The organism is Rhizobium sp. CC-YZS058, from assembly GCF_034720595.1.
Classification (GTDB): Bacteria; Pseudomonadota; Alphaproteobacteria; order Rhizobiales; family Rhizobiaceae; genus Ferranicluibacter.
On the sequence record NZ_JAYESJ010000001.1, the window covers coordinates 1,419,741 to 1,431,944 of the forward strand.

At 65.1% G+C, this 12,204-nt stretch carries 9 protein-coding genes and 1 other RNA gene; 8 read left to right on the forward strand and 2 right to left on the reverse strand.

Annotation, left to right across the window (positions count from 1 at the left end; translation table 11 throughout):
• Positions 1 to 32 precede the first annotated feature (32 nt).
• Positions 33 to 1,439, forward strand: a complete 1,407-nt coding sequence (locus tag U8330_RS06810; RefSeq protein WP_323104411.1) for a bifunctional diguanylate cyclase/phosphodiesterase — start codon at positions 33 to 35, stop codon at positions 1,437 to 1,439.
• A 116-nt stretch (positions 1,440 to 1,555) separates the two neighbouring features.
• Positions 1,556 to 2,929: a serine hydrolase gene (locus tag U8330_RS06815; protein ID WP_323104413.1), complete on the forward strand. Its 1,374-nt coding sequence runs from the start codon at positions 1,556 to 1,558 to the stop codon at positions 2,927 to 2,929.
• A 141-nt stretch (positions 2,930 to 3,070) separates the two neighbouring features.
• Here the strand turns inward: U8330_RS06815 and U8330_RS06820 are convergent, their stop codons facing one another.
• Entirely contained in the window at positions 3,071 to 4,135 is a 1,065-nt protein-coding gene (locus U8330_RS06820) for a lytic transglycosylase domain-containing protein (protein WP_323104414.1), read from the reverse strand.
• 208 nt (positions 4,136 to 4,343) lie between these two features.
• Complete coding sequence (locus U8330_RS06825) at positions 4,344 to 5,558, reverse strand: pyrophosphate--fructose-6-phosphate 1-phosphotransferase (RefSeq protein ID WP_323104416.1); 1,215 nt, start codon at positions 5,556 to 5,558, stop codon at positions 4,344 to 4,346.
• A 432-nt stretch (positions 5,559 to 5,990) separates the two neighbouring features.
• On the opposite strand from U8330_RS06825, the gene U8330_RS06830 reads away from it, so the two are divergent.
• From U8330_RS06830 to rnpB, 6 genes are all read left to right on the forward strand, one after another.
• The gene (locus tag U8330_RS06830; protein ID WP_323104417.1) at positions 5,991 to 6,698 is read left to right on the forward strand and encodes a DnaJ family molecular chaperone; all 708 of its coding nucleotides are present in this window, start codon (positions 5,991 to 5,993) and stop codon (positions 6,696 to 6,698) included.
• Positions 6,695 to 7,459 carry an N-acetylmuramoyl-L-alanine amidase gene (locus tag U8330_RS06835; RefSeq protein WP_323104418.1) on the forward strand — a complete coding sequence of 255 codons (765 nt, stop codon included), beginning with the start codon at positions 6,695 to 6,697 and terminating at the stop codon, positions 7,457 to 7,459. The genes U8330_RS06830 and U8330_RS06835 overlap by 4 nt, the downstream gene beginning before the upstream one ends.
• 210 nt (positions 7,460 to 7,669) lie before the next feature.
• Entirely contained in the window at positions 7,670 to 8,200 is a 531-nt protein-coding gene (locus U8330_RS06840; protein WP_323104419.1) for a lytic transglycosylase domain-containing protein, read from the forward strand.
• A 75-nt stretch (positions 8,201 to 8,275) separates the two neighbouring features.
• Positions 8,276 to 9,457, forward strand: coding sequence for an FAD-dependent oxidoreductase (locus U8330_RS06845; protein WP_323104420.1), 1,182 nt, complete (start codon positions 8,276 to 8,278; stop codon positions 9,455 to 9,457).
• A 138-nt stretch (positions 9,458 to 9,595) separates the two neighbouring features.
• Positions 9,596 to 11,647 carry a putative nucleotide-diphospho-sugar transferase gene (locus U8330_RS06850; RefSeq protein WP_323104421.1) on the forward strand — a complete coding sequence of 684 codons (2,052 nt, stop codon included), beginning with the start codon at positions 9,596 to 9,598 and terminating at the stop codon, positions 11,645 to 11,647.
• Between the two features lie 63 nt (positions 11,648 to 11,710).
• Positions 11,711 to 12,114: RNase P RNA component class A (gene rnpB, locus U8330_RS06855), an RNA gene on the forward strand.
• The last annotated feature ends 90 nt before the right edge of the window (positions 12,115 to 12,204 follow it).

Below are 12,204 nucleotides of genomic sequence, written 5' to 3' on the forward strand. Positions count from 1 at the left end.
GCGGCTGGCTGCATGGTCATGCTGGAGGCGCGATGCCTGATCCAGGTGGTGTCGCGCTCGCCGGTTTCTGGCCGCTCTTCCTGCGCTACCGGGATCGGGCGCTCGGTGTGCCGTTGCAGGAGGGCGAGGTGGCCCCTGAACCGCGAAGCGGCGAGGCTGCCGTGGTCGACCCGCTGACCGGCCTCGGCAACCGCCTTGCCTTGGACCAGTCTCTCGACGCCGAGCCGCCATCTGCGCGCGGCGCCGTCGTGCTTCTCAACCTGGATCGCTTCCGCTTCGTCAATGCGACGATGGGCAGCCGGTCGGGCGACGAGCTTCTGGTGCAGCTGGCCGAGCGTCTCGTCACCTGCCTTGGCGAGGTCGGCCGCCTGTTCCGCCTTGCGGGCGACGATTTCGCGATCCACGTGCGGGGACGCCCGTCGCCGGGCAAGCTCGAGGATCTGTGCGACACCATCAAGAGCCTTTTCTCGCAGCCCTTTCCGCTGACGCTTGGTGATTTCTGGATCAATGCCAGCATGGGCGTCGCCTTGAGCCGTCCCGAGGATGACGGCGCCGACGACGTGCTGGAGCGGGCCGGATGCGCGCTGCGCAAGGCGAAGGACCAGCCGGGAACGGTCCATCTTCTCCATTCGCCCGCCCTGCTGGCCGAGGCAGAATCGCGCGGCGTTCTGGAAATGCGACTTGCGGCGGCGCTGGACAATGGCGAGCTCTATCTCGAATATCAGCCGATCCTCTGCCTGAAGACCCGGACGATCGAGACCTTCGAGGCGCTGCTGCGCTGGCGCCATCCGGTCGAAGGCGAGGTCGAGCCGGATCGCTTCATCCGCCTGGCTGAATCGACCGGACTGATCGTTCCGATCGGCAACTGGGTGCTGCGCACGGCCTGCGCGGAGGCGATCGCCTGGCCGGGCACGGTGGGGGTGGCGGTCAATGTCGCCGGCGACCAGCTTCGCGATCCGAATTTCCTTGGCCATGTCGACAGCTGCCTGCGCGCCACCGGGCTCTCGCCCGGACGCCTGACCATCGAACTCACCGAATCGATCTTCTCGGTCGATCCGGAGGTCGTGTCCACCTGCCTGAGCGGGTTGCGGCGGCTGGGCGTGCAGGTGGCCCTCGATGATTTCGGGCGCGGCTTTTCCTCCATCCACTATCTGCGCTCCTTCTCGCTCGACAACCTGCAGGTCGATCGCTCCTTCACCCGCGACATGGGCGAGGCGGGGCGCGATCCCCGCTTCGCCGATCTTCTGCAGACGCTGAAGGACAATCTCGGCCTCGCCGCCACGATCGAAGGAGTCGAGACCGACGCCCAGTTCGAGCAGGCCCGGGCCATGGGCGCGAGTGCCGTGCAGGGCTTCCTGATCTCCCGGCCACTTGCCGCGCGCGACGTGCCGCGGATGCTCGCCCGCCGCGCGCGGGACCGCCGCCGCGCCGATCGCTAGGCCCTGTCGCTCATTCAGCAGCCAGTCAAACGACATGGCGGCGTGCCTTGGCTTCACTGTGGGAAAAAGCCATAGTGGGCTCCTAAGGCGGCTGAACGGGGTGCGAAAGACGGGGCATGCGGAGAAGGACGATCTTCATGACGGTGGCGGGCGGCATTCTTGCCAGCCTTGCAACGGCAGCCACCTGGCTGGTCGTCGCACCGCCGGACCTGCTGCGCGTCGGCGATGCCTATGCGGCGAAGATGGTCTGTTCCAATCTGTTTCTCGCCGGGCGCAGCGCGGGGCGGGTGCTGGACGACGACGTTCAGGCGCCCGGTCATCCGCTGCTGCGGCTTGTGCGCGTCTCCGTCGACGAGCAGCGCAAGACCGTGACGGCGCGCATGTTCGGCTTTGCCGCCGCCAGCCATGCGATCTTCCGCGATGGCCTCGGCTGCTCCAACGTGACCGAAGGCGGGTTCGCGGCCTTTCCGGGCAACAAGTCGCTGCGCCGGCGCGGCCCTTCGCCCGATGATCCGGCGCCTTGGCCGGAGGGCGGCGGGGCCGAAGTCAGCCCGCCGATCCAGGCGCTGATCGACGACGATGCCATGGCGGGCGAGGGCATGCGCGCCCTCGTCGTCGTCAAGGATGGCCGGATCATCGCCGAGCGCTACGGCGAGGGTTTCTACACCTCGACGCCCTTGCTCGGCTGGTCGATGACGAAAACGGTTACGGCGGCGCTGATCGGCATTCGCATCGGCGATGGGCAGATGGCGCTCGACAAGGCCGACCTCCTGCCGCAATGGCGCAACGACGAGCGCAGCCGCATCACGCTGGGCGATCTGATGGCCATGCAGAGCGGCCTGCAGTTCAACGAGAATTACGGCACCGTCTCCGATGCGACGCGCATGCTGTTCCTTGAAAACGACATGGCGGCCTATGCCGCCTCCCGGCCGCTCGAGGCCTCGCCCGGCACCCGCTTCGCCTATTCGAGCGGCACATCGGTTATTCTCGCCCGCCTGTGGATGAATTCCTTCTCCAGTCCGCGCGAGGCGCTGACCTTTCCGCGCACGCGGCTGTTCCGGCCGCTCGGCATGCAGAGCGCCATTCTGGAGCCCGATGCGCACGGTACCTTCGTGGGCTCGTCCTATCTCTATGCAACGGCGCGCGACTGGGCGCGCTTTGCGCTTCTTCTGCTGCAGAACGGGCGCTGGAACGACGAGCAGATCCTCCCCGATGGGTTCGTGCAGATGATGCGCACCCCGACAGCCGCCTCCGGTGGGCGGTTCGGCAACGGCCAGGTCTGGACGCGCTCCGGCGAGGAGGAGGCCGGCTTCCCGGTCGGCACCTATTTTATGCGTGGGCATGATGGCCAGTCGATCATGCTGGTGCCGTCGCTGAACTTGGCGGTCCTGCGCATGGGGCTGACCCCGCGCCGCAGCGGCTATGATGTCACGGTGCTGCAGAAGGGTGTGATCGAGGCGCTCGCCAAGCGCGACGCGAAGACGCCCTAGACGCTTGAAGCACGCCATCTCCGGCCGGCTTGGCAACCGCCCGCTGCATTCCCAGCGTTTCAAGACTTAAGATTGGTTTGGCCGGTCCAGGGTGAGGAAGCGGCAGCGCGCGGCGGGGCTTTCGTGCCCGCGCCGCATGGGTCAGCGCATGTTCAGTTGGTCGAGCATGCCCTTGCTCTTGGCCGTGTTGTAATAGCCGCTGGCATAGAGGCGGACGGCGTGGTCGTTCTGGTTGTCCGCCACCATCCAGGCGCCGCGCAGATATTGCGTGGCATATTTCAGGTTGGTCTCGGCGTCGAACAGGCCTTCCGCCGGACCGTCATAGCCGAGGCTCTTGGCCGTGTTATAGCGGATCTGCATCAGCCCGTAATTGCCGTTGTGGTAGGCGCGTGGATTGTAGGTGCTCTCACGCTTGACCACGCGGTGGACCAGCTCTTCCGGGATTTCGTTCAGCTTGGCGTAATAGGCGATCAGCCTGTCGAGCTCGGGGCGGTTGCTGGTCGGCTTCTGCCGGCCGAGCAGAGAGCTCGCAGCGCCCTCGACCTTGGCATAGGCGGCGGCAATGGCGTTCGGCTTCGGGCTCGGAACGATCATCCGGTTGGCGACCAGGTTTTCCAGGCCGACCGGCTCGCCCGTATCGAAATCGGAATCCATGGCCCGCATGGTGAGCCCATCGGGCGAGAAGGGGACCTTGACCGTCTCGACCGTGACGATGGCCTTGGTCGTGGCGGGAATGGGCTCGGCGGTCGGCTCGCTCACGGTCGCACCGGGGCGGGCGCCCTTCGTGGCCAGCGAGGCCATTTCGATGGGCGCGGACACGCCGGCAGCGGCGGTCGCGGTCTGGATCGATGCGGCAGCGGCGTTGGACGGGGTGGTTTCGGCCAGCGCAAGCGCGCTCGGAACCGGGGCGCCGGCGGCCGTGGCGCCGGGGGCGGTCACGCCGGAGGCTGTGGGATCAGCGGGTTTTGCCATCGCCGTTTGCGTGGCGAGGGCCGCGGCGGTGGCGCTTGCTGCGCCATCCGGCGTCGGCAGCGCATAGGCCGTCATTTCCGTTCCAGGCTTGGCCAGTGGCGTCACGGTCTGCGCCGCGGTCAGTTGCTCAAGCGGTGTTCTCTCGACGCTCGAGCAGGCCGCAAGCGAGGCCACCGAGAGGAGAGCACAGGCTTTCAGCGCCGACGTGCTCACGGAAAAACGGAAATCTGCCATGCTGTCGCTTTCATAGATGCGGCCCCGCAGCCCCTCTCATCAGACGTCGTTTCCTTCGTCCGGCGCGCACCCTCATTAACCTATCGACCCCGCGCCCGCAAGCTTCAGGCCGGTTTCACGGGCTTCGTGGCCAGCTTCGCGCAAGCAAAAGGCCCGCAAAATGCCGGATTTCCGGGCTTTGCGGGCCTTCAGACAGTGTTAACAAAACTTAATGCGCGGCCTTCCAACCCTGGCCGATCTCATCCATCAGGGTGCCGAACCACGGTGTCTTGACGTCGAAGTGCTTGCCGCCGCGGATGCGCGGAAACTCGATCGTCCGCAGCCGGCCACCTTGGTCCTCGTCATGGCCGGTGACCCCCGAGACGCCCTTGAGTGCGCTTTCGACCGCCAGATCGACCATGCCCTTGATGAGCCGGAGATCGTCGACATTGGCCGGCGCCGACCGGGCGAAGTAGCCGGACTTCTGCACCAGGGCACGCTCGGCACCGAGAAGATCGGCAAACTGCCGCGAGAACCAGCTGCCGACATTGATCGTGTCGATCTTCACATGGCCGAAGGCGTCGCGCTTCACGGCCTCGCCGGAGGCTTCGCGCTCGGCGACGATGGCATCGAGGCAGGCGCCTTCGCTGACGAACAGCGTGACCGAACCGTTTCTGGCCATGACGCCGCGCAGCCGCTCGGCCTCGGCCTCGAGATCGAAGGCCGTTTCCGGCAGATAGAGGCCGTCGATCCGCTTCATCTGCGGGTTCATCATGAAGCCGTCGACGAACTCGGTGCCGTTGACGCGGGCGAGATAGGCGCGCGCCGTCGCCGCCGTCAGCCAGCCGCAATGGCGGCCCATCACCTCATGCACGACGAGGGTCTTCGGCGCCGCCGTCTGTTCGTTCGAGACATTGTCGAAGAACAGCGCGCCATATTCGGCCGCCGTCCAGGCGCCGAGCGACTGGCGGATCGGGACCACGTCATTGTCCACGGTCTTCGGAAGGCCGACGACGGTCAGGGCATAGCCATTGGCGCCGAGATAGGCGGCGAGGTCGGCGGCTGTCGTGTTGGTGTCGTCGCCGCCGATCGTGTGGAGGATGGTGACGCCGTCGGCCGCCAGACGATCGGCTGCGACCTTGAGCGGGTTCTCGCCGTCCTTCACGAGGCCGCGCTTCACGCAATCGGCGGTGTTGGTCAGCTTGACGCGGCTGTTGCCGATCGGCGACCCGCCAAACCGGTGAAGCAGCCCGGCCTTCTCCCGCATCGCTGCGTCGATCTCGATGCGATCGCCCAGCAGCAGGCCGTGATAGCCGGACCGATAGGCAACCAGTTCGATCTCCGGGGCGATATCGGTGTAGCGCTCGATAAGGCTGCCGACCGCCGATGAAAGGCAGGGCGCGAGCCCGCCCGCGGTCAGCATTGCGACTTTCTGTTTGGCCATGGATCCTCCTCGGGGACATCACGTGAGAGAGCAAGGGCTGCCAGCGGCGCCAGCCTTGCCGAATGGGACGGACGGGGCACAGGCACGGTCCTCACCGTACTTCTGCCTTGCCTCACCCCCCTCCTAGCGCAGATTCTGCGTAAGCGAAATGACAAGCCTCGACCGGCCTCCATCCTCCAAGGGTCGTTTCAAGGTCTTCAGCCACCGGTGTCGATCGCGATGCGACAAATTTATTGAGGGACCATCACAAAACTGTTATCAAGGGGGTGCCGCGTCGCATCCGTCTTGCGTCGGCTTCTGCCATCTGCTCAACAGGCCGGATCATGTCGGTGGGGGCACCGACCATCGATTGCGGCGGCATCCAGCAACCTTCCGGCGCCGTATGACTTATCGCACCGGAAGTTCACCGTCATCAGCGGAAAGCGAAGGCTCATGTCGATCTGGGATCGTCTTGTCGGGATCGTGACAGCCACGGGCAATGCGCTCGCAGGCGTGGTCGAAGCGTTGCGCACCCTGTTCGAGGGCGACCCCGAAACCCGGCGCAAGGTTGCCTTCTCGGTGGCGATGATCGCGCTGTCGGCCAAGATGGCGAAGGCCGATGGAATCGTCACGGAGAAGGAGGTCGCTGCCTTTCGCGACGTCTTCCAGTATCCGGAAGACCAGGCCCAGAACGTCGCACGGCTCTACAACCTCGCCCGCCAGGACGTTGCCGGCTACGAGGCCTATGCCGAGAAGCTGTCGGCGCTGTGCGCATCCGGCGAGGCGGATTGCCCGATGCTCGAGAATATCGTCGACGGCCTGTTCCACATCGCCACGGCCGATGGTGCGCTGCACGACAAGGAACTCGCCTTCCTGCGCCGCGTCGGCGAGATCTTCAAGCTGACGGAGGCCGGCTTCGAGAAGATCATGTGCCGCTATGTCATGTCGTCCGGTGTCGATCCCTATCAATTGCTTGGCGTTTCGCGGAAGGACGACTTCTCGACCATCCGCCACCGGTATCGGCTGCTGGTCTCGCAGACCCATCCCGACCGGCTGATCGCCGCCGGCGCCCCGGCCGAGGCGCATGCCGAAGCCCATGATCGCATGGCGGCTCTCAATGCCGCCTATGAGGCGATCGAGAAGGAACGCCGCGCCGCATGAGCCCCCTTCACTGGGATTATCCCCGGGCACGGGTCATTCCGTCACCCAATCACGGCGAGCGCGTCGGCACCGACCGCCCGGATATTCTCCTCCTCCATTACACCGGCATGCCCTCGGCCGAGGGCGCGCGCGACTGGCTCTGCACGCCGGAAAGCCAGGTCTCCTGTCACTACCTCGTCTATGAAGACGGACGGATCGACCAGCTGGTGCCGGAGACGCGCCGGGCCTGGCACGCGGGAAAAAGCATGTGGCAGGGGCAGAGCGACATCAATTCACGCTCGATCGGCATCGAAATCGCCAATGCCGGCCATCCGGGCGGCCTCCCGCCCTACCCGGATCGACAGATCGCGGCGCTGATCGAATTGTGTCAGTTCTGTGTCGAGCGATGGTCGATCAGCCCGGAAAAGGTGCTCGCACATAGTGACGTCGCCCCCATTCGCAAGGTGGATCCGGGAGAAGTTTTCCCCTGGAAGAACTTGTATGACAAAGGGGTTGGCCACTGGGTTGCGCCTGCGCCGGTTTCGGGCGGGCGCTTCTTCCAAGAGGGCGATGTCGGCCAGCCGGTGGAAGCGATCCAGTCCATGCTCTCGCTTTATGGCTATGGCATTGAGATCGATGGACAATTCGGACCGAAGACCGCCGGGGTGGTGGAAGCCTTCCAGCGCCATTTTCGCCCGGAACGAATCGACGGCATCGCCGATATTTCGACGTTGGATACGCTTCACCGCCTGCTGGCAGCGCTCCCGAAGTTCTCTTCCTGATTGCATCGCCGCTCGGCCGCATCGCAGCGCTTTTGCTGCATTGCCACAGGATGACCATCTTCGCCCCCAATTTTAAGGGGGTACCGACCGCAAGACACGCCTGTATCGCGTTTGATTGTCGATTGCGGGTGACGAAGACGTGGTGCGGACGGCAGGGCGGGGCGCCCTTGGCAAAGACCGTTCCGCCACCCAGCGGAGACTTCACCATCCATGAGACGACCGACTGTCGTTCAGGCAGCCGCCTGCTTTTGCATGCTTCTTTCCGGGGTTCAGACTTCTTTTGCGGGCGATGACGCTCAGACCATCACGGCAGCCTTGCCGGATGTCAGTCGCCTCGAGGGCTATCCGGCGCCGGTTCCGGAGCCGCTTGCCACACCCTATGCGCCGCTCATCGAAACCTATGCGGAGGAATATGGCGTTCCTCTCGATCTCGCCCAGGCGGTGATCCGGGTGGAGAGCAACTACAATCCGAAGGCGCGCGGCAGTGCCGGCGAGATCGGCCTGATGCAGATCAAGCCTGCCACCGCGCGGATGATGGGCTATGACGGCGGCCGAACCGGCCTCTTCGATCCGGAGACGAACATCAAGTTCGGTATGAAGTACCTCGCCAAGGCGCATCTTCTGTCCGGCGGTTTCACTTGCGGCACGATCCTGCGATACAATGCCGGCCACGGCGCCACCCGCATGAATCCCGTGTCTCGCCGGTATTGCGGCAAGGTGCAAACGCTCCTCGACTCGTGATAGCGCTGCGGTCCACCGCCGCGCATCCGCGCCGCCGCTCGCCACCGCGGGCGGCGCCCGCCTCGAGGATCCACCATGCAGTCAGCATTCGATGTCATCGTGATCGGCAAGGGCATGATGGGTGTGGCGGCCGCACGCCATCTTGCTCTCGCCGGGGCGCGGGTTGCCCTCATCGGCCCCGACGAGCCGCGCGACTGGGCGGCGCATCCCGGCGTCTTCGCCAGCCACTATGACAATGGCCGCATCACCCGCACCATCGATCCGAGTGCCGACTGGGCGCGGCTCGCCCGAAGGTCCATCGAACGCTATGGCGAGATCGAATCACGGTCCGGCATTCGCTTCTACACGGAAGCCGGATGCCTGATCTTAGCACGGGAGGAAGAGGACCGCCTGGCAGCGGCCAAGCGTGCCGCCGATGCGCTCGACGTGGCGACGGAGCATCTCAGCCCCTATGCGCTCGCGGAGCGCTTTCCCGCCCTTGCTTTTTCGGCAGGCGATGCCGGCCTCTATGAAGCAAGCGGTGCCGGCCATATCAATCCGCGGGCCTTCGTCGCCGCCTCGCTCGTGTGCGCCGTGCTGCTTGGCGTCACCGTCCTGTCCAAGGAGGTCCGGGCTGTCGAGGATACATCGCACGGCGTGACGGTCGAGATGATCGACGGGACGACGCTTCTCGGCGGCAAGGCGCTCGTCGCCACCGGCGCCTTTGCGCTGCAGCCTCGGCTGACCGGCGTTCCGCTTGACCTGTCGGTCTTTGGGAGAACGGTGGTGTTCGCAGAGATCGGGCCCGATGATGCGGCCCGGCTCGCTGCCATGCCCTCGCTCATCCGCGATGCGGCGCGCGAAGCGGACAGCTATTACCTTCTCCCGCCGATCGTCTATCCGGACGGCAGGACCTATTTGAAGATCGGCGGCGACCCGACCGATCGCGCCCTTGCCGACGAAGGGGCGATCCGCGCGTGGTTCCGCAGCGGAGGCGATGACGCCGCTGCCGCCCATATGGCGCGCCACCTCAGCGCCCTCCTGCCGGACCTCCGCCCCGTCTCGCTGCACCACGCCCCCTGCGCGGTGACGAAAACCGTCCACGACCTGCCTTACATCGGCTTCCCCACGTCGCCACGCATCGCCGTGCTGACCGGCGGCAACGGCAAGGCGGCGAAAAGCGCCGACGAAATCGGCCGGCTCGGTGCGGTGATGGTGGAGAAGGGCACGCTGGCCGGCGAGGGGTATTCGGGGGATTTTTCGCCAGTGGTGCGGTGAGGCGAAAGTTTAAGCGCGACGCATCGCTTGCTCCGGCAGGCCAATTTGATAGATAGGCGGCGCCGGGCAGCCCGCACGGTGCCGAGCTTGCGGACGCCTGTCAGGCTGCCGTCGTTCGAACGGGTAAGGGATGACGCTATGATTCTGGCCGCCGGCGCTTCGCTCAAGGATGCGCTTCGTTCGATCAGACGCCACCTTCTGTTCCGCAGCCTCGACAAGCGTGTCGTTGCGCTCAACAAGGGGCGCAGTTTCCGCACCGACGACCGGAAGAAGAGCGCGGACCTGCTACAGACGATCGACAAGGCGATCGCGAAGAACCCCGGCGATGCGGCGCTGCTGCTTCTCATGAAGGCGGAGGTCTATCAGACAGCGGGCTTCTACACCGAGGCGTTCGACCTTCTCTATGCGTGCTTCGAAAAGGATCGTTCGGAGGCGAATGTGGTCGCGCGGCGCGTATCGCGGCTTCTGACCGTGATCGGCTTCAACCGGACCGGATGGGAATCGGTCCAGTTCACCCAGCCGGAGCGCAGCGTGACCCGCACCGAATTCCTCAACGCCATCCTGCCAAAGCTCGAGGCGCTGAAGGCAGCGCTCCCGCACTCTCCGGTGATGACGGAAACCTTGCGCAAGCGGCTGATGTTGCTCGGCAACGCTGCGAACCTTGTCGCATTCGATGAGGCGAACTTTGCCCGGCGTCCAACGACGGACGCCTCTGCCTCTCTCATCCAATCCCTCATCCGCGACTTCGATTCCTCCCGCAAGGTTGACAGTCTCGTGCGGGCCCATGATGTCGTCGATCGAAAGCCGCTCGGCACCTTCAAGACCAACTATATCGGTGCGGCGGCTCTGGCTTCGGCAATGGCAGGCCAGGAGGCCTGGAAAGAGAAGATTCTCGCGGCGCGCGGCGGCAAGCCACCAAAGTCGGTCCTCGATATCTATCGGTCCGCTCCGACCCTGATCCGTCATCGCGCGATCCTCTCCCAGAAGAAGCTCTGGAATTTCGTCTATGATGGCGATGAGGCACTGAAGCGGATGGTGGTGCGCGACATGGCGCGCTCGCCGGAGGTGTCCTATCTGCGATCCGGAAAGGTCGCGCGGGATACGCTGACCCGCTCTGCGATGACCAAGGAATATTGGGATCAGACGCAGCGCCAAGAGCTTGTCTCGCTGATCGGCGAGCGCATGCCGAAGCGGGCTATGACCGCGCAGCAGTTTCTGACCCAGGCCTCATGGCTGGCACAGGCTGGGGAATGGGAAGGGGCTGCGCAGGCCTTCGAAAGGGCTGAACGGGCTCGCGGATGGACGCCGACACTCGACGTCGCCTTCTCCGGCCGTCGATCCTTCTTGCCGGTTGCGCTCGTTCGTTCGCCGGAATTTGACGAGGCGGCATTCCCCTATAGCGATGCAGCCGTCCAGCTGACTATGGTCACCGCACCGGCGACACAGCCGCAACGCGTGCTTCTGGCCTGTTCCGATCCCCGCTACTTCGCACGCTATGCCGAAATCTATGTCCAGTCCGTTCGCAAGAGCGGCAGCGAGGTGCCCATCCATTTCCATGTGATCAACCCGACAGACGACACCCTGCGTCGCCACGCGGCCTTGAACGCGCGGTTCGGGTCTCTGTCGCTGTCGACGGAGCGGCTCGAGGTTGAAAAGACGACCTATTACGCCTGCGTCCGGTTCTTCCGTGCGCCGAGTTTCCTCCGCATGCTCGGCTGCGATATTCTTCTCACCGATATCGATGTCACCTATCCACGCGATCCCGAGCCCTTCTTGCGCGACGCGCGCGTGCTGGAGGCGGATGCGGTCATGCGGTTCTACGACAAGGTGCGCGTGGCGCGTTCCACCGTTCGCGGCGATCTCGTCTATCGCTACCCGCGCATCCTGCCCTGGTCGCACGTCAATGCCGCATGCCTGGTCCTGCGCAATAATCCCAACGGACTTGCCTTTGCCGACGTCGTTCGAGCCGAGATGGCGCGCCATTTCGAGGAACTGATGAAGCATCCTGGCTCCGGCTGGTGGGCGGACCAGAACGCGCTCCTGGCGGCCTATCGCACCGTCCGCCGCGACCGACCGGATATCGTGGTCGCGAATGTCGAGGATATCGGCATGCCTTTCGGCGCTTTCGCCTCGAGCGAGGATCTGAGCATGTACCCCGCTGTCGGCTACAACAAGGCTGTTTTCGGCTGAGGTCCGCTTCCCGTAGCCCTTCCCCTCTGGCCAAGCCGCCCGCCTTCCGCTATTGCCCGCTTGCCAGTCGGCCGGGCAGCCGCGCTTCGCGAGGGCCGAAAGGCTGCGAGGTGAGGAAAGTCCGGGCTCCACGGAAAAACGGTGCCGGATAACGTCCGGCGGGGGCGACCCCAGGGACAGTGCCACAGAAAGCAGACCGCCCGCGCGTGCGCGGGTCAGGGTGAAAGGGTGGGGTAAGAGCCCACCGCGCCTCTGGCAACAGAGGCGGCACGGTAAACCCCACCGGGAGCAAAACCGAATAGGGATGACGCGGATGCGGCTTTCGGGCCGCTCCGGCCTTTTCCGGGCCAGTCATCCGGGTGGGTTGCACGAGGCGGCGCGCAAGCGTCGTCCCAGATGAATGGCTGCCACGTTCCGGTCTCGCGACCGGGGCCATACAGAACCCGGCTTACAGGCCGACTGGCAAATTTCCCTCTTTTTCGAAGGCTGTTGCAGGCCGCTCCAGGAGCGGCTGCAACCGTCTGTTTCTCCTCGACTTTTGCCGAGACGACCTCCGC

Coding starts and splice junctions, on each gene's coding strand:
- U8330_RS06810 (WP_323104411.1), top strand. CDS start 33: ATGCCTGATCCAGGTGGTGTCGCGCTCGCCGGTTTCTGGCCGCTCTTC.
- U8330_RS06825 (WP_323104416.1), bottom strand. CDS start 5,558: ATGGCCAAACAGAAAGTCGCAATGCTGACCGCGGGCGGGCTCGCGCCC.
- U8330_RS06845 (WP_323104420.1), top strand. CDS start 8,276: ATGCAGTCAGCATTCGATGTCATCGTGATCGGCAAGGGCATGATGGGT.
- U8330_RS06840 (WP_323104419.1), top strand. CDS start 7,670: ATGAGACGACCGACTGTCGTTCAGGCAGCCGCCTGCTTTTGCATGCTT.
- U8330_RS06835 (WP_323104418.1), top strand. CDS start 6,695: ATGAGCCCCCTTCACTGGGATTATCCCCGGGCACGGGTCATTCCGTCA.
- U8330_RS06850 (WP_323104421.1), top strand. CDS start 9,596: ATGATTCTGGCCGCCGGCGCTTCGCTCAAGGATGCGCTTCGTTCGATC.
- U8330_RS06830 (WP_323104417.1), top strand. CDS start 5,991: ATGTCGATCTGGGATCGTCTTGTCGGGATCGTGACAGCCACGGGCAAT.
- U8330_RS06820 (WP_323104414.1), bottom strand. CDS start 4,135: ATGGCAGATTTCCGTTTTTCCGTGAGCACGTCGGCGCTGAAAGCCTGT.
- U8330_RS06815 (WP_323104413.1), top strand. CDS start 1,556: ATGCGGAGAAGGACGATCTTCATGACGGTGGCGGGCGGCATTCTTGCC.